Genomic DNA, 26,126 nt, shown 5'->3' with positions numbered 1-26,126 from the left:
CGTTTTCGCGAGTAGACCGATGTCCGCAAAGAATAAACTGGTCATGCCTTTCGCCGGCCTGCTTCTGGCTGGTGTTTCCGTGGTCTTCATGCCGCCGCCGGTCTCGGCCGCGCAGCAGCCGGTGCCGGCCGTTCAGGCCCCGCCGGCGATCCGTGTTGCCGTCGCTCGCAAGCGAGAATTGGTCGAGACGCTGTCCGTCACAGGCACAGTGATTGCCCGCGAGGAGGCGGCGGCCGGCACTGATCTCGGTGGGCTGACGGTCGTGCGGCTCAATGCCGACGAGGGCGACAAGGTCAGGAAAGGCGACGTCCTGGCCGTGCTCGACCGTTCACTGCTCGACACCCAGCTTGCCCAGATGGAGGCGAGCAGGGTCCAGGCGGAAGCTAGCGTCGCCCAGGCGCAAGCCCAGATCGGCGATGCCGAGATCGGCGTCCGCCAGGCGGGCGAGGCACTGGAGCGGGCGAGAGCGCTGCAGAAGAAGGGTGTCGCCGCGCAGGCCCAACTCGACGACGCAGTCAACGCCTACGACAGCGCAAAGGCCAAGCGCGTTTCGGCTGAAAAGGCGCTGGCCGCGGCCGAGGCCCAGATCGGCGTCATCGACGCGCAGAAGGAGAACGTGCTCGTGCAGATCGACAAGACCGAGGTGAGGGCGCCCGCCGACGGTCTTGTCCTGTCGCGCAACGCCACGCTGGGCGGTATCGTCTCGGCCGCCGGCGGTCCGCTTTTCCGTATCGCCATCGACGGCGAGTTCGAGCTGTCGGCGGATGTCGCGGAGACGGTGCTGCCCAGGCTCGCGGTCGAGATGCCGGTGGAAGTTGCGCTCGCCGGTTCGACGGAGGTGGTTGAAGGCAGCATTCGCAGGATCGCGCCGGAGGTCGACCAGGCCTCCCGTCTCGGCTCCATCCGCATCGCGTTGGCGCCCGGCTGCGGCGCGCGCGGGGGCAATTTCGCGCGCGGCGAGATCGAGGTGCTGCGTCGCGAAGGCGTCGCCGTTCCGGCGTCCGCCCTCGTCTACCAGGGCGCCGACGCTTTCCTGCAACTCGTGGAGAACGGCAAGGTCAAGACCGTGCCGGTGACGGTCGGCGCGCGCACGGGCTCTTTCGCGGAGATACGGTCAGGCCTTGCCGAAGGCCAGGAGGTGGTGGCGCGTGCCGGAACTTTCGTCGCCGACGGCGACATGGTGACCCCGGTGCGGGACGACGTCGCGACCGCGCGTGACGACCAGACGGGGGCGATCAAGCCATGAGCTGGAATTTCTCCGCCTGGTCGATTCGCAATCCGATCCCGCCGATCCTGCTCTTCATCGTGCTGACGGCGCTCGGCCTGATGAGCTTCGCCAGCCTGCCGGTCACGCGCTTTCCCAACATCGACTTCCCGCTGGTCGCGGTGACGGTGACCGATCCCGGCGTCGCGCCGAGCGAGCTCGAGACGCAGGTGACCAAACGCGTGGAGGACGCCGTCGCCAACATCTCCGGCGTTAAGAATGTCACCTCGACCATTACCGAGGGCAATTCCCAGACGCTGGTCGAGTTCCGCCTCGATGTAGAGACGCAGACCGCGGTCAATGACGTCAAGGATGCGATCGAGCGCATCCGCTCCGACTTGCCGGCCACATCGGACGCCCCCGTTGTCAACCGGGTCGATGTCGAGGGCCAGGCGATCCTCACCTATGCGGTATCGGCACCGGCCATGACCATTGAGGAACTGTCCTGGTTCGTCGACGACACGGTGATCCGCAAGCTGCAGGGCCTGAAGGGTGTGGCCCGGGTGGACCGCTATGGTGGCGTGACGCGCGAGATCAAGGTCGAGATCGATCCCGACCGGCTGAATGCGCTCGGCCTGACGGCCTGGAACGTCAACGCCGCCTTGCGCGCGGCCAATGTCGACATGACCGGCGGCAACAGCAAGTTCAACGAGCGCGACCAGTCGATCCGCACGCTCGGCGGCGCCAGGACCGTCGCCGATCTCGAGAAGCTCGAGATTCCGCTGTCGGGCGGCCGCAAGGCCAGGCTTTCCGACATTGCGACGGTGACCGACAGCTGGGCGGAACCGAAATCCTTCGCTCGCGTCAACAACCAGACGGTCGTTTCCTTCGGCATCTTCCGCGGCAAGGGCGAGAGCGACGTCGACGTGAGCGAACGCGTCTCGGCTGCGATCGCGCAACTGGAGAAGGCCCATCCCGACGTCACGATAACCAAAGTCGACGACTCCGTTGCCTATACCGAAGGCAATTACGACTCGGCCATGGAGACTCTGATCGAAGGCGCCATCCTTTCGGTCATCGTCGTGTTCATCTTCCTCCGGGACTGGCGCGCGACACTGGTTGCGGCGACTGCCTTGCCGCTTTCCATCATACCGGCCTTCTGGGCGCTTGACCTGCTGGGCTTCTCGCTCAACCTCGTCAGCCTGCTCGGCATCACCCTGGTGGTCGGTATCCTCGTCGACGATGCGATCGTCGAGATCGAGAACATCGTGCGCCACGTGAAGATGGGCAAATCCCCCTACCGCGCCTCGCTGGAGGCGGCGGACGAGATCGGCCTGGCGGTCATCGCCATCTCAGCGACCATCATTGCGGTGTTCGCGCCGGTCAGCTTCATGAGCGGCATTGCGGGTCAGTACTTCAAGCAGTTCGGCCTCACCGTCGCCGTGGCGGTGTTCTTCTCGCTGCTTGTGGCCCGGTTGATCACGCCGATGCTGGCCGCCTATTTCCTGCGCGGCCACGGCCATGACGAACCCAGGCCGGGTCTCGTCATGCGCGGTTATGTCAGGCTGCTCAGGGCTACCTTGCGCTATCGCTGGCTGACGCTCGCCGCCGGTATCGCCTTCTTCGCCGGCTCCATCTACGCGATCGGCTTCCTGCCCTCGGGGTTCATCCCCAAGGAGGACGCGAGCCGCATCGTCTTCTCGCTCGAACTGCCGCCCGGCAGCCGGCTCGAAGACACGCGCGCGACGACCGACGAGGTGACGCGGCTGATGCGCACCGTTCCCGAAGTCGAGAACGTCTATGTAATCGGCGGATCGAACCCGACAGGGACGCTGGAGCCGCGCCGCGCCACGGTCGTGGCCGACCTCCGGCACAAGTCCGAGCGCGATGTCACCCAGGCCGAGATCGAGGAGATCCTGCTGAAGAAGCTGGAGGTTGTGCCGGATCTGCGCGCATACTTCGTCAACGACCGGGGCGAGCGCGCGCTGGCACTGGGCGTGATGGGGACTGACGGCGCCAAGCTCGACGAGGCCGCGCGGAAAATCCAGAGCGCCATGACCGCGACCGGCAAATTCCGCGCGGTGACTTCCAACGCCGCGCTCGACCGGCCTGAAATCATCGTGGTGCCCGATTTCGATCGGATGGCGGAACTCGGCATCTCGACGGCAAAGCTTTCCGAGACACTGCGCGTCGCAACGATTGGCGATGTCGACGCGAATCTGGCGAAGTTCACGGTCGGCGACCGCCAGATCCCGATCCGCGTGCAGCTCGACGAGAAGGCCCGCCACGATCTTTCCGTGGTAAGCACCCTGCCGGTGCCGACCGCGTCGGGCACGATGGTGCCGCTGTCCTCGATCGCCGGGATCCGGTTCGGCCAGGGGCCGTCTTCGATCCAGCGCTTCAATCGGGAGCGCCGCGTCGTGATCGGCGCCGACATGGCCGCCGGCCAGGAGATCGGCACAGGGCTCGACATCGTCTGGGGACTGCCGGAGGTCAAGAGCCTGCCCGATGGCGTGCGCATCCAGGAGACCGGCGACGCGGAAGTGATGGGCGAGGTCTTTTCCGGCTTTGCCATGGCCATGGTCACGGGACTGATGCTCGTGCTCGCCGTGCTCATCCTGCTTTTCGGCTCGGTCTTTCACTCCTTCACGATCCTGGGTTCCCTTCCCCTCGCCATCGGCGGTGTGGTCGCCGGCCTTTGGCTCACCAATTCGGCCGTCTCCATGCCCGTGGTCATCGGTATCCTGATGCTCATGGGCATCGTCACCAAGAATGCGATCATGCTGGTCGATTTCGCGGTTGAGGAGGTCAAGCAGGGCATTTCGCGCAGCGAGGCGATCGTCGATGCCGGCCGCAAGCGGGCACGACCGATCGTGATGACCACGATCGCCATGTCGGCGGGCATGATCCCGGCCGCCCTGGCTCTCGGCGACGGCGGCGAGTTTCGCGCCCCGATGGCGGTGGCCGTGGTCGGTGGTCTGCTGGTCTCGACCTTCCTGTCGCTGGTCTTCGTGCCGTCCTTCTACACGATCATGGACGACGCGGCGCTCGGTACCGCGCGGCTGTTCCACTGGCTGGTGAGGCCGAACGCCAAGGATGAGCCGGGCGACGACCATGGCCAGGGCGCGACCGTGCACTCGCTGCAGCGCCCGACAGGGTTGCCGGTCGCTGCGGAATAGGCGCCCGTCCCGACTTCCAGGACGCAGTCTCTGCAACGACAAAGCCGCCCGGTGCGAGACCGGACGGCTTTGGCGTTGGCGAGAATATCGTGAGAACCTGCCGGGTCGTATTACGTGTCCGAATGGACGCGCGGCGCTCCAGTGCGGCGCCGCGGACCGGGCCTATACTGGCCCGGTCCGCAGGGTATCAGATCACCTGGAAATCGTAGTTGGTGAGGGCCAGGTTCGGGGCCAGCGTGGCGAAGTGGACACCGTAGTATTTGGATCCGCTGCCGTCGGCGTCGTAGAACAGCCTGCCGGTGTCGATGTCGTAGATGATGCGGTCGTCGGCGTCATGGGCGACGCCGGCCGTGCTCTTCCAGAACTTTGCCGCCGACAGTGTGCCTGTACCGCCGAGCGCCGCCATGACGGCATTGTCGAGCTGGATCGTGTCGGCCGCGACGTTGAAGTCGGTGATGCGGTCGACATTGCTCCAGGAACTGAGCGCGGTGTTGAATACGAAGTAGTCGCTACCCGCGCCGCCCGTCAGCCTGTCGTTTCCCACGCCGCCGAAAAGCACATCGTTGCCGCCATTGCCGTTCAGCGTATCGTTGCCGCCATTGCCGTAGAGCCGGTTGACACCATTGTTGCCGATGACCTGCTGGGCGAGCTCGTTGCCGGCGAGGTTGATGGTCCCGGTGCCGGCGACGGACGTCGTGGCGACGATCTCGACACTTTGCCCGGCAGCGAGCGTGTAGTGAACCGAGGCAAAGACGGAGTCAGTACCCTGACCATAGGTTTCGACTACTCTGTCGGCCGAGCTGTCGACATAGAGCCGGTCATTGCCATAGCCGCCCGCCAGCACGTCGATGCCGATGCCGCCGTTCAGCGTGTCGTTGCCATTGAAGCCGTAGAGTGTGTCGTTGCCACTGCCGCCGTTGAGAACATTGACGCCGTTGTTGCCGTTGATGCGTTGGGCTAGCTCGTTCCCGGTAAGGTTGATGGCCACCGTCCCGGCGATGGAGGTGGTGGCCAGGAGTTCGATGTGCCGCCCAGCGGCAAGCGTATAGCTGACGCTGGCGAGAGCGGTGTCGGTGCCGCCCCCGGCGACTTCGACGATAATGTCGCCGGCATTGTCGACATAGAGGGTGTCGTTGCCGGTGCCGCCGTTCAGTGTATCGATACCCGCACCGCCAATCAGCGTATCGTTCCCTCCGCCGCCATTCAGGTAGTTCCGGCCTGCATTACCCGAGATGCGTTGGGCGAATTCGTTCCCGCTCAGGTTGATCGCTGCTGCCCCGGCCATGGAAGTGGTAGCCAGGGTTTCGACGTGCTGGCCGGCAGCAAGCGCATAGCTGAGGGTGGCGAGGACGGTGTCAGTACCGCTTTCGGCTGCTTCGATGACCTGGTCTCCGACATTGTCGACGTAATAAATGTCGTTGCCCGTACCACCTTCCATGCGGTCTGCTCCGAAGCCCCCGATCAGCGTGTCGTTTCCGCTCAGACCGATGAGGCGGTCGTTGCCGTTGCCAGAGGCCAGCGTGTCGTCGCCGCTGTAGCCGGTCAGCGTATCGGTGCCGTTGCCGCCGAACAGCACGTCACGATAGCCGGTGCCTTCGACGGTGAGACCGGCGGAATTCGTGTTGAAAATGAAGCTGGCGGCGCTGAGCTGGGCCCTCGAGACTCCCTTCAGCGTTATGGACTCGGTATTGCCGTAGAAGCCGAGTGTGATGACAGCGTTGCCAGACGCGTCGTTGGTGATGAAACGGGAGAGCGTGGTGAAGTCGGCGACCCACAAGGCCGACAGGTCGATCTTGTCACTCGCCGTGCTGAACCCTTCGATCGTGTCACGGTCGAAATCGCGGGCGGTGTAGAGATAGACGTCATTGCCGGCGCCACCGATCAATGTGTCGTCCCCGTCCATGCCGAGCAATTGGTCGTTGCCGCCGCCGCCGCTGAGAACGTCATTGCCGCTATAGCCGGTTAGCGCGTCGTTGCCGTTACCGCCGAACAGGACGTCGCGGTAGGAGGTGCCTTCGACGCTAAGGGCGGTCGAGCTGCTGTTGAAGATGAAATTGGCAGCGCTGAGCTGCGACGCGGCTACACCTTTGAGCGTAATAGACTCGGCGTTGCCGTAGAAGCCGAGCGAAATGACCGCGTTACCGAGCGAATCGGAGCTGATGAAACGCTTCAGCGTCGTAAAGTCGGCGACGTTCAGTGCCGTGAGGTCTATTTTGTCGGTATTGGCGGTGAGGCTGAAGCCTTCGATCGTATCCCGGTCGAAGTCGCGTGCGGCATAGAGATAGACGTCATTGCCTGCGCCGCCGATCAACGTGTCGTCGCCTTCTTGACCGTGGAGCTGGTCATTGCCTGCGCCACCGCTCAGCGTGTCGTTGCCGCTGTAACCATTGAGCGTATCGTTGCCGTTGCCCCCGAACAGCACGTCCCGATAGTTGGTACCCTCAACCGTGCGTGCGGCCGTACTGCTATTGAAGATGAAGTTGCCGCCTGTCAGCCATGCCTGGTTGATCCCGCGAAGCGTGATGGATTCGGTGCTACCGTAGAAAGCAAAGGTAATGACCGCATTGCCGAGCGAATCGGAGCTGATGAAGCGCTTCAGCGTCTCGAAATCGGCAATGTTCAGGGCCGAAAGATCGATTCTATCGACGCCCCGCTGGAAGTCGGTGATCGTGTCATTATCGAATTCACGCGTCGTGTAGGCGAAGATATCGCTGCCGTCGCCGCCGATCAGCGTGTCGTTGCCGCCGAAGCCGTTGATAATGTCGTTGCCGGCCTTTCCGTCGATCGTGTCGCCAGAATTGGTTCCATTGAGAGGATTGTTTCCACTATCACCGTCGATTATCGCCATGTCTTGATCTCGCAGAAGTTGAACAGCCCGCAAGCCGCGAGACGTCGACGACGTCATGCAGGTGCGCCTGAGATTTTCTCGGGATGAGTTATGCTGGTTTTACGGGTCGCCTGCGCAAACGCTCAATGCGTTCGGGCTTGCCGAATTCCCGGCAGCGGGAGATCGCAGTTGCTCCGCTGCGGAACTTGCCGGGAATGCTCTCCTTTCGCCTTGCCAAGCAGATTGGTCTTTGACCCGCGAGCACGAGTCGTCTGATGGGGGCAACGAACCTATCGCATAGGTCGTATCGCATGGCAATCACACGCAGTTCGATCTTGCGAAGATTCCTCTGCAGTGACCGCTGCGTGGCGGATGACGCAGCGGCAACCGATCGCGGCGCCGCGGTCGTCATCAATCTGCCGAAGCGATTTGGCATATGGACGGGAATGCTGCACAATGCGACGGCCGAGGCTGGGATTATCTCGACCAGGGCACGGGCATCCGGACCGCTTCCGGTTGGAGTAAGCGTATTTGAACCTGTCGAGTCCACGCAAGCCGACCGGCGCGCCGCGCCTGATGGGCCCTTCGGCGCCGCCTCGGGCGGCGGTGCTGCCGCCTTTGTCGGCGGCACGATGGCTGCTGCTGCTGATCATCGCCGCGGGCATCTATTTCTTCCACGGTTTCCTGGTTCCGGTGCTTGCGGCCCTGGTGATCACCTTCGCGAGTTGGCCGCTCTATCGCCGGCTGCTTGATAGCGTACACGGCAACCGCACCCTCGCGGCGGCCATCGCCATCATGCTGATCGTCAGTTTCCTCGTCGTGCCGATCGTCGTCGCCGGCAGCTACGCCGTGACGGAAGTTCGTGAATGGGTAAGTTGGGCCGTCGAAGCCAACAAGATCGGCGCCGCCACGCCGCACTGGATCACGGTGCTGCCCATCGTCGGCGATTGGCTCGACGAACAATGGACGCGCCATATCGGCCACCCCGGCGCGATCGGCCAACTGATCCAGCTCGTCAGCGGCGACAACATAGGCAGCATATACCGCGCCGTGGTGGCGGCCGGAGGTGGCGCCTTCAACCTGCTGCTGACGCTGCTCTTCATGCTGATCGCGCTCTTCTTCACCTATCGTGACGGCGAGGCCTTTTCGGCCAAGGTCGACCGGCTAGGCGAGCGCATCCTCCCGATGCGCTGGGAGCGGATCTCGCGGGTGGTGCCGGCGACGATCAGCTCGACGGTGACCGGCCAGACGCTGATTGCCATCGGCGAGGGCATCGTGCTCGGCGTCGCCTACTGGATCGCCGGCGTGCCGTCGCCGGTGACGCTTGGCGTGCTCACGGGCCTCATGGCCCTGATCCCGGGCGGCGCGCCGCTGTCCATGTCGCTGGTCTCGATCTATCTCGTCGCCAGCGGATCTTGGATCGCCGGCCTGGCGCTGTTTGCCTGGGGGTCGCTCGAACTCTTCATCGTCGACAAGACGATCCGGCCGAGGCTGGTCGGAGGACCGATCAAACTTCCCTTCCTGCCGACTTTCTTCGGGCTGATCGGCGGCGTGAAGACGATGGGCTTCCTTGGCCTTTTCATCGGGCCGGTGCTCATGGCGCTTCTCGTCGCGATCTGGCGCGAATGGCTTCACGAGGTCGAGATGACCGAGGCCGCGGCGCAAGCCTTGCCGCCGACCGATCCCGCGGCCGCCGTGGTGGTCGAGCCTGGCGGAGACGCCTCCCAGTTGAAGAAGGTCCAGGCCGGCTGATCGCTTATATCCCGCTTGCCTGACAACGGCATGACGACTGGTTGTTCGTTGCGCGAACGGCTGGTGGAAACCGTCCCTGCGTCATGCCACAAAGGGCAAGGTCCATTCTTTGACGGGGTCGTGTCATGGAAAAGACGGTTCTGATATCGGGCGCGACGGGTAATCTCGGTAGGGCTGTGGCGCGACTGTTCGAAGCCGGCGGGGCGCGGCTTGTACTGGTCGGATCGCGGAACGAAACGCTCGACGCCGCCTATCCCGGGCTGCCGTCGCGTCACCTGAAGCTGGCCGCGGACCTGACGGACAGGGAGGCCGCATCGCGCATGGTCGCCGAGGCGGAGCGGAGATGTGGACGCATCGACGCGATCTGCGCCATCGCGGGGGGATTCCATGCAGGCGAGGCGGTGCACGAGACGGCGCCGGCCGACTGGGAGATCATGATGAAGCTCAACGTGTCGACCATGGTGAACACGGTGAGCCCCGCCATTCCCGGCATGATCGCGCGGCGGGCCGGCAAGATCGTCACCATAGGCGCGAACGGCGCGACCAGGGGCGGTGCGAATATGGGCGCCTATGCCGCTTCGAAGAGCGCGGTGATGCGGCTGACGGAATCGATGTCGAGCGAGCTGCGCGGCCGCGGCATCAATGTCAATTGCGTGCTGCCGAGTATTATCGACACGCCCGAGAACCGCAGCGCCATGCCCAACGCCGACCCGGCGCGGTGGGTCAAGCCCGAGCAACTCGCCGCCGTCATCGCTTTCCTCTGCTCCGACGGTGCTTCCGCAATTCACGGCGCGCTCGTACCGGTCGTGGGCCTGTCCTGACGGCAGGAGCCGTCGGCACGGGATCCGGCGCTTCAGGCCGCATGGCGCGCCGCGAATGTGGCCCTGCGCCGGCGGCCCTGCGCCACTTGCCACAGCGAATGGCACACGAGAGCGGTGATGAGGATCGTCCCGCCGATCAGGCTGTTGCGCGACGGGGTCTCGGCGAAGATCATCCACACCCACACCGGCGCCAGCACCGTTTCCAGCAGGTAGAACATCGACACCTCCGGCCCCGAGAGATATTTCGGCCCATTGGCGAGGCAGAAGAAGGAGATCGGCATCACCACGGCCCCGTTGAAGATGATCCACCAGGGAGCGTCGATGCGGTATCCCGTCCTGGCGACGAAGAAGAGGGCGACCAGAAGAGGTAGCAGAACGCCGACCAGCGCGGTGAAGCCCATGTCCTTGCCGCTCGCGCGGCTGGTCGTGATCGCGGCGGCGAGCAGCAGCGACGAGAGGAGCGCCACGAGGTCGCCGAAGAGATTCCCGCTGCCGATCGAATCGCTCACGATGACGAGGACCCCGACGATCATCGCCGCCATGGCGATCAGGGTCGCCGGGCGTGGCCGTTCCTTAAGGAAGATCCAGGACAACAACGCCGAGAATATGGTGTTGAAGACCAGCATGAACACCAGGTTGGCGGTCGAGGTGTTATAGACGGCGGTGATGAATGTGATCGAGGCAAGGCCGTAGAGCACCGCCACCGCAAGCCCCGTCCGGCCTGGAATGAGCTGCGGGGCCTTCGGCGTGATCGACCGCCACACTGCCCAGATGACGAGCGCCGCGACGAAGGTAGTGCCCGCGCGCAGCATCAGGATCGACCACGCCTCGCCATGCGACAGCCGGATCAGCGGGATGTCGATCGTCAGCACCAGACCGCCGATGGCGGTGAGCAGCAGGCCCTTGGAGTGGTCGGATCGGCTGGACAAGGAAGGCTCCCGTCAGGAGGGCGACGGCAGCGTTGGACGGGCCGGCGTGTGAGACGTCAGGGTTGCCCGGCATACCTGTCCCAGCCCTTGGGGCCGAGATGTTCCTGCGGCTGGAACCGGACCTTATAGCTCATCTTGCGCGAGCCGTTGACCCAGTAGCCGAGATAGACATGGGGCAGCCCTGCCGCCTTTGCGCGGGCGATGTGGTCGAGGATCATGAAGGTGCCGAGAGACCGCTCCTCCATGTCTGGGTTGTAGTAGGAATAGACCATCGACAGCCCGTCGGCCATCCTGTCGGTCAGCGCCACGGCGATCAGTTCGCCCTCGCCCTTGCCGGTAATGAAGCTGTCCGGTCCGCGACGGCGATATTCGATCACCTTGGTGTCGACATGGGTATCCTCGACCATCATCGCATAGTCGAGCACGGTCATGTCGGACATGCCGCCCCGGCGGTGGCGGGCGTCCAGATAGGAGCGGAAGAGGGAGTACTGCTCGGTGGAGGGTTCCGCGTCGTGCATGGCGCCGACGAGATCCGCATTGCGGTGCAGCACGCGTTTCATGTTCTTCGTCGGCCGGAACTCGCCGGCGAGGATGCGCACCGAGATGCAGGCCCGGCAGGCTTCGCAGGCGGGGCGGTAGGCGATGTTCTGAGACCGCCGGAAGCCGCCCTGGGTAAGCAGATCGTTCATCTCGGGAGCCTTGTCGCCGACCAGATGCGTGAACACCTTTCGCTCGAACTGGCCCTCGATATAGGGGCACGGGGAGGGCGCGGTCAGGAAGAACTGCGGCGACTGGGTCGGGTGCTGCGTCATCGGCTTCGGCGTGGATCCCACGAATCATTCTACCTTGGCCGCGCCTGCGAAAATTTCAACAGGAGAATGAAGCCGCCGGGATCTACCACGCCTTCACAATCGCGGGGGCCGCCTTCTCAACGGTCGTCGCGGGTGACCACGGTACCGAGAAGGAGGTCGTGCAGCGTGCGCTTTCGGTCGGCAAAAAGCGAGACCAGAAGGACGAGCGGGGTAAGCACCACATTGCCCGCCCAGAAGAGCACGGTATGGACGACCGCCAGCAGGCCGTCGACGGGTCGGCCATCGAGCCTGTCGAGCCGGATCCTCATGATCCGCATCCCGGTCGTCGCCTGGTTGCGGCCTCCGAGCGTGCACCATACGTAAAGCAGCGCCACGGCCGGCGCGAGAACGCCGAACAGCGACCAGCCAAGACCGAAGGTCAAAAGGCCGAGCAGGAAAACCAATACGCCGAAGGGGATCAGCAGCAGGCCGATGATCAGATAGTCGATGAGGAAGGCCATGATGCGCCTGGTGCGCACGCCGTCATAGGCGCGCGCATCGTCGAGCCTTGTGGAGATGATTTCGCCGTCGAGAACCCGGGTATTCATAACTTTCCTCATGGAGCGCCACGCAACCGTCGACGCCCATCAGGAGATGGGAATTTGGCGAAGAAATTCAAGATTTGCGCCTCGGGCGATATCCGGCGGGTCAGCCGTCCACGTCGGCTTGAGGCCGGTCGTCGCCGCGCGATACTTCTTCATGCCATTCGCCGTTGCCGTCCTGATAGACGATGCCCGTCGTCTTGCCGGACACGTGTTGCTCGCCGGCGGCGCGCTGCGCTGCCTTCAGTGCTTCTTCATGGGTCCGGAACGTCTCGGAAAACGCGCCGTCCAGCTTGTAGGCCCAGCCTCCGTCATGCTCGACGATATGATAGGTAACATGAACCACCGGCTCCTCCTTGAATGCAGCCCCTGAATGGCAAGCTAAGAAGAGGAACCGTTCCTTCAAGGGGGCGCGGGCAAGGGGAGCGGGCGAGGTCAGTCTCCGGTGCGGCGTGCCGCGAGAGCGGAGGCCGCGACCGCCAGCCAGCCGAAGATCATCAGCACGCCGCCGGCCGGTGCCGCCATGGGGAAGAGCCGGGCGCCGGCATAGTCGCGCATCAGAAGGTCGCCGCAGAAGGTCAGGACGCCCAGCAGCAGCGCCAGTCCGGCCAGGCGCAGTGCCTGGCCGCGCGCGGCAAGCCCAAGGGCGAGGAATGCCGGCGCATGCATGAGCAGGAAAGACGCCGCAGTGCCGACATTTGCGCCGCCCGCATGCGTTGCAACGGCCGAAAGCGCCACGCCGGTCGCGCCGCAGAGGCCCCCGAAGACGACAAGGACACGGTCGGCCATGATGGCTCTCCCGGCCATGACGTCGCTATGGCTTCAGCATCCGGGCCACCTCGGGAGCGAAATAGGTAAGGATGCCGTCGCAGCCCGCCCGCTTGAACGCAAGCAACGATTCAAGCATCGCCTTCTCGCCATCGATCCAGCCATTCGCCGCCGCGGCCTTGATCATCGCGTATTCGCCGGACACCTGGTAGGCGAAGGTCGGCATCTGGAATTCGTCCTTCAGGCGGCGGATGATGTCGAGATAGGGCAGGCCGGGCTTGACCATCAGCATGTCGGCGCCCTCGGCGAGATCCTGCTCCGCTTCGCGCACGGCCTCGTCGGAATTGGCGTGATCGATGTAGTAGGTCTTCTTGTCGCCCTTGAGCAGCCCGGCAGTGCCGATCGCGTCGCGATAGGGTCCGTAGAAGGCAGACGCAAACTTCGTGGCGTAGGACATGATCGCGACGTCCTGGAAGCCGTTGGCGTCGAGCGCGTCGCGGATCGCGCCGATCCGGCCGTCCATCATGTCCGAAGGCGCGATGATGTCGGCGCCGGCGGCTGCCTGCAGCACGGCAGCCGCGGCGACCTGCTCGACCGTCTCGTCATTGACGATGATGCCGTCGCGCAGGATGCCGTCATGCCCGTGGCTGGTGAAGGGGTCGAGGGCCGCATCGGTGATGACGCCGATCTCGGGCACTGCTTCCTTGATCGCCCGCGTGGCCCGGTTGATGATGTTGTCGGGGTCGAGGATATGCGAGCCGGTCTCGTCGCGCAGGGAAAGCTCGACATTGGGGAAGGTCGCGATCGCCGGAATGCCGAGCTTCGCCGCCTGTTCGGCCTCCTTCACGGCCTGGTCGAGGCTCATCCGGAACACGCCGGGCATGGCCGCCACGGGTTCGCGGCGGTCCCTTCCGTCGACCACGAAGATTGGCCAGATCAGGTCGTCCACCGTCAGGCGATTCTCCTGGACGAGGCGCCGCGACCAGTCCGCCTTGCGCATGCGGCGCAGACGACGGCTCCCGGTGATATCGTCGACACTGCGATTTCCTGCGGCCTTTGCGGGAGTGAGCTTGTTCATCGGGCAGTCTCCAGAATGGGTGATTTCTAGCATGGCGCTCGGACATGACCAATGCGCCCGCCTGTGTCAGATCGCCCTGCCCGGGGCGGACACCAAATGCCTTGCGGGCTCGCTGCTCGATGGCGTCTCTTGCCGGGGATGCTTGAAGCAAGGACGAACCGGAACGTGAGCGTATCTGCGGCACGACAGAGATGGACCTACTGGCTGGACGACGAGGGCCGTGCGCTGCCTGGCATAGCGGCGCGACGCCGCTGCTCAAGCCCCACTTTCATGTCGAGGACCAGCTGACGCTTACAGCGGAGGGGTGTGCATTTTCAGGCAGGCCGGTTTGGCAGGGCCGGGAAGGGACGCGATCACCTGCGGCATTGACGATGCCGGGCGGCGCGCTTAGCACTTCTGACCTGTTCAACTGTCTGGATTCTTGCGCATGGATTTTGGTGGCGGCGACGACATCCGTTTCGAACGGATCGGCAAGGCAGGAGTCGTGACCCTCACCCGCCCGAAGGCGCTGAATGCGCTCAACCATCGAATGGTGCTGGCGCTGGCGAAGGCGCTGGATGCCTGGGAGGTCGATCCTGCGGTCGCCCTGGTCGTCCTCAAGGGCGAGGGCAGGGCCTTCTGCGCGGGCGGCGACCTGCTCGACGTCTACGAATCGGGCCGGGCGGGAAAGCCGCAGGTGGGCTTCTTCGCGGACGAGTACCGGCTCAATGCCCGCATCCGCGGCTTCGGCAAGCCCTATATCGCGCTGATCGACGGCATTGTCATGGGCGGCGGCGTCGGCATATCCTTCCATGGCTCGCATCGGGTGCTGACGGAGAACGCCCTGTTCGCCATGCCCGAGGTCGGTATAGGCTTCTTCCCCGACGTTGGCGGCAGCTACCTGCTGCCGCGGCTGAAGGACAGTTTCGGCATGTACCTGGCGCTTACCGGCAACCGCATCCGCCATGGCGACGCGCTGGGTTGCGGGCTCGCCACCCACGCCGTGCCGGGTGCTGCGCTGCCCGCACTTGTCGACGCGCTGTGCACGGAAGGCGTTGCCGCATTGGGGGCCTGTAGTGAAGCGCCAGTCGGCGAGACCGACGAAGCGACGCTTCACGCCATCAGCCGACATTTCATGCAAGGCGATCTCGCCGGTCTGATCGCCAGCCTTGAGCAGGCCGGGCCGACGGATACGTTCGCCGCCAAGACGCTCGACACACTGTTGAAGCGGTCCCCAACCAGCCTGAACGTTGCTTTCCTGCAGATCAAGGCCGGTGCCATGCTCGACATGGAGGAGTGCATGCGCATGGAGTTCCGCATCCTCAACCGTATGCTTGCCGGGCACGACTTCTACGAGGGCATTCGCGCCGTGATCGTCGACAAGGACGGGGCGCCGGTGTGGCGGCCCGCGACGCTCGAAGCGGTCGACAGGGCTGAGATCGACGCTTATTTCGCACCGTTGCCGGACGGGGAACTCGATCTGTGAGCAACTCGCTCTTCCGTCGCCCCGCGGACGGCGTACTCGCCGAGATGGCCTACAGCCGGGCGTCCAGTGACAAGCGGGGTGGGGTCTGTCGAGCGTGAGCGCCATGCAGGCAGGCCTGGAACCGCCCCAACGGCTTCCCCAGCAGACGCTGACCGAAACGGCCTTCGCCTGGTTCCAGCGCGTGATCGCCGGATACTGCCTGCTGTTCGGCGTGCTCTACTGGATCCGGCTGATAGGCTTCTACGACGGCCAACTCTGGCGCTTCGATCTGATGCCGGTGCATTGGCAGGTGGCCGGCGTGACGCTTGCCGTGCTGTTTCCCTTTGCCGCGATCGGGCTTTGGATGCTCGCTTCCTGGGGCCCCGTGATCTGGTTCCTTTGCGCCGCAATAGAGACGGTGATGTATGTCGGCTTTCCCGACCTCTACGGGAACCGCCCCGTGATCCCGATCTCGCATCTCTGCGTCGCTTTGATCTATACGGCCTTCAGGGTCGTCATCTTCCTGCAGAAACGACCGCGAGCCCACCAGTAACTCCCGACGAAGCACGCAGGATTCTGCCCGACAACTCGGGCCTTGCCCTCCATTGGACGCGCAAGGGACGCTCCATCACTTTGAAACCGCGCGTCGCGCTTTCCGAAAACGAGGCCGATATTCGGGCCGATAGGGTACGGTTAATTTTCTCGTTTCGGGTGACCGTTCGTTAAGCCTCCGAGTCGCTCACCCAAATGTAAGGCCTTGTTAAGCCTGACGTTTAAGTCGAATTTTATGTGTATTCGATAGGGTCGCGATCAAGGTGAGAAACTAAAAAAATCACCATGGCGACAAACGAGAGGCTCGAACAATGATCAATACGCGCCAAGCGGCGAAACCCGCTGTTGCTATCGACGAACGTCGCGATGCGATCCGTTCCCTATACATGGAATCCCTGCAGCTTGTTGAAAGATTGCATCGTCGTCTTCTTGACGTGATCAAGGACGAATTCGACCGCAACGGCCGCAGCGACATCAATGCGATCCAGGCACTGCTGCTGTTCAACATCGGCAACTCGGAGCTCACGGCCGGCGAACTGCGCTCGCGTGGCTACTATCTGGGGTCGAACGTCTCCTACAATCTGAAGAAGCTGGTCGATCTCGGCTTTATCAACCACCAGCGCTCGCGTATCGATCGCCGGTCGGTCCGTGTGAGCCTGACCGGTAAGGGTCAGGAAGTCGCCGAGGTCGTGGCCAAGCTCTACGAGCGCCACATAGGCTCGATCGAACAGGTCGGCGGCATAAATGCGGAAGAGTTCAGTCAGATGAACCGTGCGCTGCAGCGCCTCGACCGGTTCTGGAACGACACGATTGCATACCGGATGTGAGAGCGGGGACGCGATGTTCCGCTGGCCGTACGGATATTGAGAGCGGGCGCCTCATCCACGGCGCCCGCTCTCAATTCGGGCTTTCACTTTGTTGTGTGTGGCGCCGGCCACGTTGCCGCCATATTCGGATGGGTAGGGGAAGACGATGCCGCCTTTGTCCATGGCGGCGATGTCGGAGCCGGGGAGGGGTATTCCCGCTAGAGCCGATCTCGATGGCTCGCCATAGGGTTGGCGAATTGTTAAGGCAGGGCCGGTAGTGTTGCCGGCCTACCCGAGGGAATGCGCTGAGAACCGAAACAGTATGTCTGGAATGTTCATGAGAGCAAATCGCCGTTTCTTCCTCGCCGGCGCCGGCGCAGTCGCCGCCACGGTGCTGACGGGCGCAGCCAATGCCCAGGACGTTATCGGCGATATCCTGAGCTCGCCGCGCCGCGGCAACTGGAACGACCAGTTCGACGCCAGCGTGAGCCAGAGCGGTGGCAAGGTGGCCTCCCACCTGCCCATCTTCAGCCCCGAGACAGTTTTCTATATCGAACAGGCGATCGGCCAGTATTCCAACATCGTCGCGCAGGGCGGCTGGCCGACCGTTCCCGCCTCCAAGAAGCTGAAGCTCGGCGTCGTCGATCCGGACGTCGAGATCCTGCGCAAGCGCCTGATGATCTCGGGCGACCTGTCGACTCGCGCCGGCATCAGCCAGTCCTTCGACACTTATGTCGACGCGGCCGTGAAGCGCTTCCAGGCCCGCCACGGCCTGCCTGCCGACGGCGTGCTTGGCAAATACACCTATGCGGCGATGAATGTTTCTGCTCCGGTGCGGCTCGGCCAGCTTGAGACCAACCTCGTGCGCCTGCGCAGCATGTCGGGCGAACTGGGCAACCGCTACGTCATGGTCAACATCCCGGCCGCCCAGATCGAGGCGGTCGAGAACGGCCGCGTGGTGTTGCGCCACACGGCGATCGTCGGCAAGATCGACCGCCAGACGCCGATCCTGAATTCGAAGATCAACGAGATCATCGTCAATCCTTACTGGAATGCGCCGGAATCGATCGTCCGCAAGGACATCATTCCGCTGATGCGCAAGGATCCGCAATATCTGACCAAGAACAGCATCCGCATCCTCGGGCCGGACGGCAACGAGATCGATCCGGCGACCATCGACTGGTCGACGGAGGATGCGGCCAAGTTCCGCTTCCGACAGGATCCGGGCGCCGGCAATGCCATGGCTTCGGTGAAGATCAACTTCCCGAACCCGCATGCCACCTACATGCACGACACGCCGCAGCAGAGTCTCTTTTCCAAGCTGATGCGCTTCGATTCTTCCGGCTGCGTGCGGGTGCAGAACGTGCGCGACCTCGTCACCTGGCTGCTGCGCGACACGCCCGGCTGGAGCCGGCAGCACTTCGAACAGACGATCAAGAGCGGCGAGAGCGTCCCGGTGGCGATCTCCGATCCGGTGCCCGTCTACTTCACCTATGTCTCGGCCTGGTCGACCGGCGACGGTGTTGTCCATTTCCGCGACGACATCTATGGCCGCGACGGGGTCGACGAGTTGCAGATCTCCGCTCTCTGAGCGGCCGAGCGGCACAAGCCCGCGAACAAGAACAGGGGCCGTCCTTCGGGGCGGCCTCTTGCGTTTCAGGCAGCCGATCCGGCCAGCGTCGTCGTCGCTTTGCCACATGCCGCAAAGCGGCAAGCAAAATTCGCGCGGCGAACGTGGCAGGGCCGGACGAAGTGTGTTAATGCGCGGCCGACTTTCCCCGAGCCAAAGGATCTCCCGCCATGGCAACAGCAACGGCCGCCTCGAACCAGTTCGAATCCTCCTTCTTCACAAGAACGCTGGCCGATGCGGACCCGGAAATCTTCGGCGCCATCCGCAACGAGCTCGGTCGCCAGCGCCATGAGATCGAGCTGATCGCCTCGGAGAACATCGTCTCGCGCGCCGTGCTGGAGGCGCAGGGCTCGATCATGACGAACAAATATGCCGAAGGCTATCCCGGTAAGCGCTACTACGGCGGCTGCCAGTTCGTCGACGTCGCCGAGGAACTTGCCATCGAGCGTGCCAAGAAGCTCTTCGGCTGCGCCTATGCCAACGTCCAGCCCAATTCCGGCAGCCAGATGAACCAGGCCGTGTTCCTCGGCCTGCTGCAGCCGGGGGACACCTTCATGGGGCTCGACCTGAATTCGGGCGGCCATCTGACGCACGGCTCGCCCGTCAACATGTCCGGCAAGTGGTTCAAGGTCGTCTCCTACGGGGTGCGCCGTGACGATCACCTTCTCGACATGGATGAGATCGAGCGGCTTGCCCATGTCCACAATCCGAAGCTGATCATCGCCGGCGGCACGGCCTATTCCAGGTTCTGGGACTTCGAGAAGTTCCGCGAGATCGCCGACGCCGTCGGAGCCTATCTGATGGTCGACATGGCCCACATCGCCGGCCTGGTTGCGGGCGGCGAGCACCCTTCGCCGTTCCCGCACGCCCATGTGGTGACGACCACGACGCACAAGTCGCTGCGTGGCCCGCGTGGCGGCATGATCCTCACCAATGACGAGGATATAGCGAGGAAGATGAACTCGGCGGTGTTTCCCGGCCTGCAGGGCGGGCCGCTGATGCATGTCATCGCCGCCAAGGCGGTGGCGCTGGGCGAGGCGCTGAAGCCGGATTTCAGGATCTATGCCCAGAACATCGTGGCGAACGCCAAGGCGCTCGCATCCAGCCTTCACGAAACCGGCCTCGACATCGTGTCGGGCGGGACCGACAACCATCTGATGCTGGTGGACCTGCGTCCCAAGAACGCGACCGGCAAGCGGGCCGAGGCCGCCCTTGGGCGGGCGAACATCACCTGCAACAAGAACGGCATTCCGTTCGATCCGGAGAAGCCCTTCGTCACCTCGGGTGTCCGTCTCGGCACGCCGGCCGGTACCACGCGTGGTTTCGGCCAGGCCGAGTTCCGGGAGATCGGCCAGTTGATCGCCGAGGTGCTCGACGGGCTGAAGTCCGCCAATTCCGACGAGGGCAACGCCGGGGTCGAGGCGGCTGTCAAAGCCAAGGTCGTCGCGCTGACGGAGCGTTTCCCGCTCTATTCCTATCTGGGCTGACCGAAGGCCGAGGGGCCATCCGCATTCAAACGATGTCTCCCGGAGCCGTGCAGCGGTTTCGGGAAAAGCTGAAGCAAGCACCTCCAGCGTCGCGTGAGCCCTTCTTCACGCAACACGCTGGAGGCCGCAGCGCGGAACGGGTTCAGTTGCGCGATCTCGTCGTCGTGAAGAAGTCGGGCCGAAAGGTCCCTTTCGATCGGGACAAGCTTTTGAGGTCGGTCGAGATCGCGCTGCGCAAGCGCAATGTCGATCCCGACCGCATCGACCGCGCCGTCACCGGGATCGTGCGCCAACTCGAGAGCTCCGGCGAGACGGAAGTGGCTTCGGGCGAGATCGGCCGCCTCGTCATGGAGGCACTGAAGTCGCTCGACGACGTGGCCTATGTGCGCTTCGCTTCGGTCTATCGCAATTTCCGTGAAGCGAAGGACTTCCATGAGGTTCTCGGGGAACTCAAGACCGAAGACGACGTCGGCTGAACGTCGATGGGCGCATGCTGCCGGGCGAGAGGTGACCTGCTCGATACTTGGTGACGCCGCGGTGGCGGCGACGGGCGGGACCGGCGGCCTGCCGCTTCCGGTCCAAGAGTGACGGCACCGCCTTACTTGCTCGGAATCAGATGGAGCGCAGCCTTTCCACCTTTTACCGCATCAGGTGACAATTTACGGTCAAAGGTTGCGAGTTGGCCCCCGTTGGACTTGGCGAGCGATAGCAGATAGGTATCGGTCACCTGCGCAGAGGTCCGGATTCTGTCGGTATCAATGTCACGTGAACTGACAAGGCTTGCATCATCGGGCCAAAACTGGTGCCCGGGAAGCGCCCGCAACCTCTTGACGATGTCTGCGACGAGGGGGGGAGAGCCTGGAGAGTTTGGGTACTTTGGACTGCCGACAATCCGCATGACCCCATTCTCGGTTATGGGACAAGTTGCCCAAGACGCTTGCCCTGCCAATTCGAACCACCGATGAGCGTCGTCGTGAGCAATGTGACCCGGATCGATCAGTGCGATTAGCACATTGACGTCAAGCAGATAGATCACGAAAGTTCGTCGCGCAATTCATTGACGAACTCTAGCGTAACGGGGGGGCTGTCGGGGCGGGGCGACAACAGCGGAATGCCATTGCGTTCGCCGCCGATCCTCGGCCTGCGCAAGGAACGCCGCGCCAACTCGGAGATCACCTCTCCGAGGCTTCGGTCCTGCTGCCGGGCCATCGCCTTGGCCGCGACCAGAACATCATCGTCAATCGCCAGTGTCGTTCGCATCTCGTGATCCTGGAGGCGCATCAATCATCACGCATCACATAGCGCGCTCGACCGCGTCCTTCAAGTTGCCGTATCTCATTCACACCGAACTTGAGGGTGCTGTCACATTGTTCTTCGTCAACGGTGTCGGCGATACGGCCGTCGCAACCTACGGCCTCGCCGCCTGCGGAATTGACGCGCTGGCCGTTTCGGGAAACGACAAGCGCTGTAGCAAAACCTGCAGAGTGTTGCGTGAGCCCTTCTTCACGCGACGCGCTGTAGGCCGCAGCACGGCTTTTTTTGCACCGCGCTTGCACTTCGGCGTAAAGCTTCTAAGCCTTTGCGCACGTCGAGAATCGCGAGTTGCCATGCGCTGCCCCTATTGCCAGTCCGAAGATACGCAGGTGAAGGACTCCCGTCCGGCCGAGGACGGGTCGGCCATACGTCGTCGTCGCGTCTGCCCGACCTGCGGGGGGCGCTTCACCACCTTCGAACGGGTTCAGTTGCGCGATCTCGTCGTCGTGAAGAAGTCGGGCCGAAAGGTCCCGTTCGATCGGGACAAGCTTTTGAGGTCGGTCGAGATCGCGCTGCGCAAGCGCAATGTCGATCCCGACCGCATCGACCGCGCCGTCACCGGGATCGTGCGCCAACTCGAGAGCTCCGGCGAGACGGAAGTGGCTTCGGGCGAGATCGGCCGCCTCGTCATGGAGGCACTGAAGTCGCTCGACGACGTGGCCTATGTGCGCTTCGCTTCGGTCTATCGCAATTTCCGTGAAGCGAAGGACTTCCATGAGGTTCTCGGGGAACTCAAGACCGAAGACGACGTCGGCTGAACGTCGATGGGCGCATGCTGCCGGGCGAGAGGGTGCCCGAGGCGTTTTGACTGCGCCGTGCTTTGCGGGTTGGTCACGATCATGTTATTCGCGCGCGGCTGGCCACACTAGCCTTCGCCCTGGAGCATCGGCCCGATGACAGGACCGTTCTTCGGAGAACACGATAGCAGAGCCGAAGGCTGTGGCTCACCACGCGTCCCAGGAGAAGGGGAAGCGGCGCGCAGGAGGAATAGTGCTGTCTCTGTGGAGGGGGCTGTGCGTGATCGACCGTACCGTTTTTCGTGAACGCCGAGGCGTGCCGTCTTTCGTGCTTGGTTGTCTCGCTGTGACGATCGGCGGGCTTCTCCATGTCCCCATGTACTGGATGGGCAAGGACATGGGATTCGTCCTTGCCGATATGCCGATGGACGACGGCATGATCTTCGGCATGGTCCTGATCGTGGCTGGGATAGGCGTTGCCGCTTACGGTCTGTTGCCGACGAAGCTTGGCCGGCAGTTGGACACCGCAGCGACCATTGCGGTCGTGGCGCCCGAGGACGCCCGCCTGAGCCCGGCCCATTTCACCTTGATGGCCGCTCTGGTGATGGCCTTGGTCATCGATGTGATGAAACCCGCCTCGCTCGGCTTCATCATGCCCGGCATGACGGCCGAGTACGGCGTCTCCAAGGCCGAGGCCGCGCTCGTGCCGTTCTTCGCCTTGACAGGCACTGTGGTCGGATCCGTCCTCTGGGGGGTCCTTTCGGATGTCTATGGCCGAAAAGCCTCGATTCTGCTTTCCGCGGTGGTCTTTGTCGGCACGTCGATCTGCGGCGCGATGCCCTCGCTCGCCTGGAACATGTTCATGTGCTTCCTGATGGGAGCGGGTGCGGGCGGGATGCTGCCTGTCACCTATGCGTTGCTTGCCGAGACGATGCCGTCAAGACATCGCGGATGGGCGCTGGTCCTCGTCGGCGGGCTTGGCGCGGTTGGCGGCTATTTCGCGGCGAGCGCATTGTCCGCGCTCCTTGTTCCTGATTTCAGCTGGCGCATCCTGTGGCTGGCCAATCTGCCTACTGGCATCATCCTGATCCTGATGGGCGGGATGATACCGGAATCGGCGAAGTTCCTGTTGGCGCGCGGCCGCATCGATGAAGCGCGCAAGGTCATGGCCCGCTTCGGCACCACGAGCCGCAAGGTTTCGGGCGTCGAAGCGGAAGAGCCTTTCCTTCACCATGGCCATCACCATACCGAGGGCAGCCACGATCCGGGGCCAAGCCTTTGGACGCCCGAAGTGGTCGGCAAGACGATCGGTCTCAGCGTGCTGGCAGTGGCCTGGGGATTGATCAATTTCGGATTGCTGCTGTGGCTTCCCGCAGACCTCGTCTCGAAGGGTTACAGCATGGGCGTGTCGTCGCGCCTTCTGGCCGAGTCGGCGCTGATCGCCTTTCCGACCGTGTTCGTTTGCGCTTTCATCTACAGTCGATGGAGCACGAAGTGGTCACTGGTCGCGACAATCCTGGTTACCCAGCTTGGCCTCATAGGGGTGCTCCTGCTCGATGTGCATGGCAACGGAAGCCCGGTCTTGCCCGTCGCGTTGCTGATCATCGGCAGCAACGGCATCATCGCCATTCTGCTCCCCTATGTGTCGGAGATATTTCCCCTGAAAGTGCGCGGGCGGGCGACTGGTTGGGTCGCCGCCTGTTCGAAGGCCGGCGGTTTGATCGCGCAGGGCCTGAGCATATCAGCACTGGTGCCGCCACTTGGCATCGCCGCTGTTGCCACAGCGGTGCCGATGCTGGTCGCCCTTGCTCTCATTGCCTGGTTCGGCATCGAGACGCGTGGCCTCGACCTGCGTCGTCTGGAGCGGCCTTTGCAGCGCGTGCCGGCCGGATCCTGAAACCCACACTCTGTCCCGCTGCGCCGGACAGACTCCCAAGATCGTAGTCGGCTACTTCGTGCCCGGACCTGCGCGGTTATCCGCAAGGGGCGTCGACGGGAAGACCGATGATGCTCTTTTACTGTGATCCACCTGTTCATATTTGTAAAACAATTCAAAAGCTTTTCTCGTTTATTCTGGTAACGATCGCGTGATATGCGGTATATATAGATTTATATATCAATTGATAGCGAATGTATTATGAGTATGGCGATATGAACTATAAGTCATTTAGCTAGTGGCAGTATGAATAAAGTTGATATCGATTCTGCTTCGAACCGTCTTTGAGAGATGGTCCGGAGCACCAAGCTTTGCACGTACTGATTGCGGTGCCGTCGGAGAACGTTACGTCATCCGGTTCTGCCGATACCCCCATTGAATTCGAATCACAAATATGTGATCAAGTATCATGCCCTGGGGAGGGCAATAAAAACAAAGGAGGGGCCATGCCGGGAAGGAAACGCCGGATTGTCATCGTTGGTGGAGGGACGGCCGGTTGGCTGGCCGCCATGATGTTGCAGCGTCACGGTGCGGCCAACAGCCTTGGGCTCGACATCAGCGTCGTCGAATCGAGCAGGATACCGACCATCGGCGTTGGCGAAGGCACGACCGCCGTCTTCCGGCAGATGATCCTCGAACTCGGCATCGATGAGGCCGCCTTCATCCGGGAAACGGGCGCAACCATCAAGTTCGGCATCCGTCACAAGGAATGGCGCCGCAAGGGGCACAGCTATGACGGCCCGATCGATGACCCCAATCTGCTGGCCGCTACGCCCGCGCTGAAGCCGGCCGAGCGGGAATCGGCGCTCGACATCCATGCCGTCGCAAACGGCAAGCCTGTCTCCGACCTGCACCTCTTCCAGGAGCTGATCAATCGCGGCAAGAGCCCGTTCGGCGTTGGGCCGGACGGGATCGGGCTGCTTCAGGCCGGCCCGTCGGAGCATGCCATGCATTTCGACCAGGCGCGGGTCGGCGCCTATCTGCGCGATATCTCCACGGGCGTGACCCGCATCGATGCCGAAGTCGGTGGTGTCCGCCGCAATAGCGTATCGGGCGATATCGAAGCCTTGCTGACGACGGACGGGCTGGAAGTCTCTGGCGACCTCTATATCGACTGCACGGGATTCCGGCGGAGGCTGATCTGCGGCGAGATGGGTGCGCGCTGGATTTCCTACTCCGACATCCTGCCGGTCAACCGCGCCATGCCTTTCTGGCTGGAGCATGAGCCTGGCGCCGAGATCCCGCCCTACACACTGGCCTGGGCGCAGGAGGCCGGCTGGATGTGGTCGATCCCGACGCAGGACCGCATCGGCTGCGGCTACGTCTATTGCGATCGCTTCCGCACACCCGACGAAGCGCAGGCCGAAATCGAACGCCAACTCGGGCACAAGATAGAGCCGCGCAACGATCTGAAATTCGACGCCGGGCGGGTGGACGAGGCATGGATCGGGAACTGTGTCGCGCTCGGCCTGTCGTCGAGCTTCCTTGAGCCCCTGGAGGCTACGTCGATCCACGGCACCATCGTGCAGGTGATGCTGCTTCGGCGATTGCTGTTCAGGTCGGGGCCGGTCGACGTGAAGAAGGCAAGGGACGACTACAACAAGGTGGTCGCGCGTCAGCTCAACGATTTCCGTACCTTCATCAATCTGCACTATGCCGGCGAGCGCGAGGAGCCGTTCTGGCAGCATGCGCGGCGCGACTGTCTGCACGACACCACCAAGGCGATGCTGGAACTGTGGTCGAAGCGCATGCCGCGGCGCTCGCAGTTTGCGCCGCTCCCTTGGGACATGCCGCATGTCAACGAGCAGCTCTATTATCCCGTCATCGATGGGTTGGGGCATCTTTGTCGGACGGTTGCCAGGTCCCACATGGACGCCAACCCGAAGGTGCGGGCCCATGCCCGCAAGGTGACGGAGGCGATGACGAAGGACAACAAGAAGGCCGCGACCCAGTGCCTCGGCCATCGCGAGTTCCTCGAGCGCATCGCCGCCGGTACCGTCGAGTTTCGCTGGGCGCAGGGCAGGGCGCCGACGCGGACGGCGGCGGTTCGCGAGCCTGCCTCGGCGGGCGCCGGGCGGTAGAAGAGGCGGTCCGGATTCCTGATCTTCGCCACTCTGCAATCGGTCGACATACGGCAGCCGGTCTGCCATGCCTGCCAGGACGAGCGGAGGGGGCTGGATCATATGATTCCGGCCTCGGCGCGGATTGCGGTGACATGGCGGATTGCGGTGACATGGTTTCGCCGATACATCATCCTTCGCATGGAGTT

General features: G+C 63.3%; 21 protein-coding genes and 1 pseudogene. 13 read left to right on the top strand and 9 right to left on the bottom strand.

All coding sequences use genetic code 11. The features are described 5' to 3' along the window. Window positions 1-19 precede the first annotated feature (19 nt). Together JN280_RS28255 and JN280_RS28250 are read left to right on the top strand one after the other, a co-directional pair. Window positions 20-1,246: an efflux RND transporter periplasmic adaptor subunit gene (locus JN280_RS28255; protein ID WP_202307234.1), complete on the top strand. Its 1,227-nt coding sequence runs from the start codon at window positions 20-22 to the stop codon at window positions 1,244-1,246. Next, window positions 1,243-4,383, top strand: coding sequence for an efflux RND transporter permease subunit (locus JN280_RS28250; RefSeq protein ID WP_202307233.1), 3,141 nt, complete (start codon window positions 1,243-1,245; stop codon window positions 4,381-4,383). Before JN280_RS28255 ends, JN280_RS28250 begins: the two co-directional genes overlap by 4 nt. A 187-nt stretch (window positions 4,384-4,570) precedes the next feature. On the opposite strand, the gene JN280_RS39605 is transcribed toward JN280_RS28250, so the two are convergent. Next, on the bottom strand, window positions 4,571-7,231 hold the full coding sequence (locus tag JN280_RS39605; protein WP_274609039.1) for a calcium-binding protein: 2,661 nt from the start codon (window positions 7,229-7,231) through the stop codon (window positions 4,571-4,573). A 555-nt stretch (window positions 7,232-7,786) separates the two neighbouring features. Between JN280_RS39605 and JN280_RS28225 the strand changes: the two genes are divergently transcribed. Next, window positions 7,787-8,962 carry an AI-2E family transporter gene (locus JN280_RS28225; protein WP_202315081.1) on the top strand — a complete coding sequence of 392 codons (1,176 nt, stop codon included), beginning with the start codon at window positions 7,787-7,789 and terminating at the stop codon, window positions 8,960-8,962. A gap of 125 nt (window positions 8,963-9,087) precedes the next feature. After that, on the top strand, window positions 9,088-9,783 hold the full coding sequence (locus JN280_RS28220; protein ID WP_202307232.1) for an SDR family NAD(P)-dependent oxidoreductase: 696 nt from the start codon (window positions 9,088-9,090) through the stop codon (window positions 9,781-9,783). Window positions 9,784-9,815: 32 nt separating this feature from the next. On the opposite strand, the gene JN280_RS28215 is transcribed toward JN280_RS28220, so the two are convergent. The 6 genes from JN280_RS28215 to hemB all read right to left on the bottom strand — a co-directional run bounded on the left by JN280_RS28215 (window position 9,816) and on the right by hemB (window position 13,951). Next, the gene (locus JN280_RS28215; RefSeq protein WP_202307231.1) at window positions 9,816-10,712 is read right to left on the bottom strand and encodes a DMT family transporter; all 897 of its coding nucleotides are present in this window, start codon (window positions 10,710-10,712) and stop codon (window positions 9,816-9,818) included. A 56-nt stretch (window positions 10,713-10,768) separates the two neighbouring features. Next, window positions 10,769-11,524, bottom strand: coding sequence for an arginyltransferase (locus JN280_RS28210; RefSeq protein ID WP_202307230.1), 756 nt, complete (start codon window positions 11,522-11,524; stop codon window positions 10,769-10,771). 116 nt (window positions 11,525-11,640) lie between these two features. Beyond that, window positions 11,641-12,111 carry an RDD family protein gene (locus JN280_RS28205; protein WP_202307229.1) on the bottom strand — a complete coding sequence of 157 codons (471 nt, stop codon included), beginning with the start codon at window positions 12,109-12,111 and terminating at the stop codon, window positions 11,641-11,643. Between the two features lie 100 nt (window positions 12,112-12,211). After that, window positions 12,212-12,451, bottom strand: coding sequence for a DUF2188 domain-containing protein (locus JN280_RS28200; RefSeq protein ID WP_202307228.1), 240 nt, complete (start codon window positions 12,449-12,451; stop codon window positions 12,212-12,214). An 89-nt stretch (window positions 12,452-12,540) separates the two neighbouring features. Continuing rightward, window positions 12,541-12,894 carry a DUF423 domain-containing protein gene (locus tag JN280_RS28195; protein ID WP_244742181.1) on the bottom strand — a complete coding sequence of 118 codons (354 nt, stop codon included), beginning with the start codon at window positions 12,892-12,894 and terminating at the stop codon, window positions 12,541-12,543. A gap of 25 nt (window positions 12,895-12,919) precedes the next feature. Next, window positions 12,920-13,951: a porphobilinogen synthase gene (gene hemB, locus JN280_RS28190; RefSeq protein WP_202307225.1), complete on the bottom strand. Its 1,032-nt coding sequence runs from the start codon at window positions 13,949-13,951 to the stop codon at window positions 12,920-12,922. A gap of 427 nt (window positions 13,952-14,378) precedes the next feature. Between hemB and JN280_RS28185 the strand changes: the two genes are divergently transcribed. The 6 genes and pseudogenes from JN280_RS28185 to JN280_RS28160 form a co-directional block, all read left to right on the top strand. Beyond that, window positions 14,379-15,416: an enoyl-CoA hydratase/isomerase family protein gene (locus JN280_RS28185; RefSeq protein WP_202307223.1), complete on the top strand. Its 1,038-nt coding sequence runs from the start codon at window positions 14,379-14,381 to the stop codon at window positions 15,414-15,416. 103 nt (window positions 15,417-15,519) lie between these two features. Next, window positions 15,520-15,948 (top strand): DUF6163 family protein, encoded by a 429-nt coding sequence (locus tag JN280_RS28180; RefSeq protein WP_202307221.1) that lies wholly within the window; start codon window positions 15,520-15,522, stop codon window positions 15,946-15,948. Window positions 15,949-16,258: 310 nt separating this feature from the next. Beyond that, the gene (ldtR, locus tag JN280_RS28175; RefSeq protein ID WP_202307217.1) at window positions 16,259-16,774 is read left to right on the top strand and encodes a transcriptional regulator LdtR; all 516 of its coding nucleotides are present in this window, start codon (window positions 16,259-16,261) and stop codon (window positions 16,772-16,774) included. A gap of 316 nt (window positions 16,775-17,090) precedes the next feature. After that, on the top strand, window positions 17,091-18,344 hold the full coding sequence (locus tag JN280_RS28170; RefSeq protein ID WP_202307214.1) for a L,D-transpeptidase family protein: 1,254 nt from the start codon (window positions 17,091-17,093) through the stop codon (window positions 18,342-18,344). Window positions 18,345-18,553: 209 nt separating this feature from the next. Continuing rightward, the gene (glyA, locus tag JN280_RS28165) at window positions 18,554-19,870 is read left to right on the top strand and encodes a serine hydroxymethyltransferase (protein WP_202307212.1); all 1,317 of its coding nucleotides are present in this window, start codon (window positions 18,554-18,556) and stop codon (window positions 19,868-19,870) included. Between the two features lie 119 nt (window positions 19,871-19,989). Further along, a pseudogene (locus tag JN280_RS28160) lies at window positions 19,990-20,346 on the top strand (ATP cone domain-containing protein); the annotation flags it as partial. Between the two features lie 122 nt (window positions 20,347-20,468). Here the strand turns inward: JN280_RS28160 and JN280_RS28155 are convergent. Together JN280_RS28155 and JN280_RS28150 are read right to left on the bottom strand one after the other, a co-directional pair. Further along, window positions 20,469-20,906 (bottom strand): TA system VapC family ribonuclease toxin, encoded by a 438-nt coding sequence (locus JN280_RS28155; RefSeq protein WP_202307210.1) that lies wholly within the window; start codon window positions 20,904-20,906, stop codon window positions 20,469-20,471. Further along, complete coding sequence (locus JN280_RS28150; RefSeq protein WP_202307208.1) at window positions 20,903-21,130, bottom strand: ribbon-helix-helix domain-containing protein; 228 nt, start codon at window positions 21,128-21,130, stop codon at window positions 20,903-20,905. The genes JN280_RS28155 and JN280_RS28150 overlap by 4 nt, the downstream gene beginning before the upstream one ends. A 347-nt stretch (window positions 21,131-21,477) precedes the next feature. Here JN280_RS28150 and nrdR point away from each other — a divergent pair, with 347 nt between their 5' ends. The 3 genes from nrdR (at window position 21,478) to JN280_RS28135 (ending at window position 25,938) form a co-directional block, all read left to right on the top strand. Continuing rightward, window positions 21,478-21,942, top strand: coding sequence for a transcriptional regulator NrdR (gene nrdR / locus JN280_RS28145; RefSeq protein ID WP_202307206.1), 465 nt, complete (start codon window positions 21,478-21,480; stop codon window positions 21,940-21,942). A gap of 259 nt (window positions 21,943-22,201) precedes the next feature. Beyond that, window positions 22,202-23,818: an MFS transporter gene (locus tag JN280_RS28140; protein ID WP_202307204.1), complete on the top strand. Its 1,617-nt coding sequence runs from the start codon at window positions 22,202-22,204 to the stop codon at window positions 23,816-23,818. Window positions 23,819-24,303: 485 nt separating this feature from the next. After that, window positions 24,304-25,938: a tryptophan halogenase family protein gene (locus JN280_RS28135; protein ID WP_202307202.1), complete on the top strand. Its 1,635-nt coding sequence runs from the start codon at window positions 24,304-24,306 to the stop codon at window positions 25,936-25,938. Window positions 25,939-26,126: the final 188 nt, after the last annotated feature.

The sequence above is a fragment of the Mesorhizobium sp. L-8-10 genome (assembly GCF_016756635.1).
Taxonomy (GTDB): domain Bacteria; phylum Pseudomonadota; class Alphaproteobacteria; order Rhizobiales; family Rhizobiaceae.
This window is presented reverse-complemented; position numbering and strand designations above follow the sequence as displayed.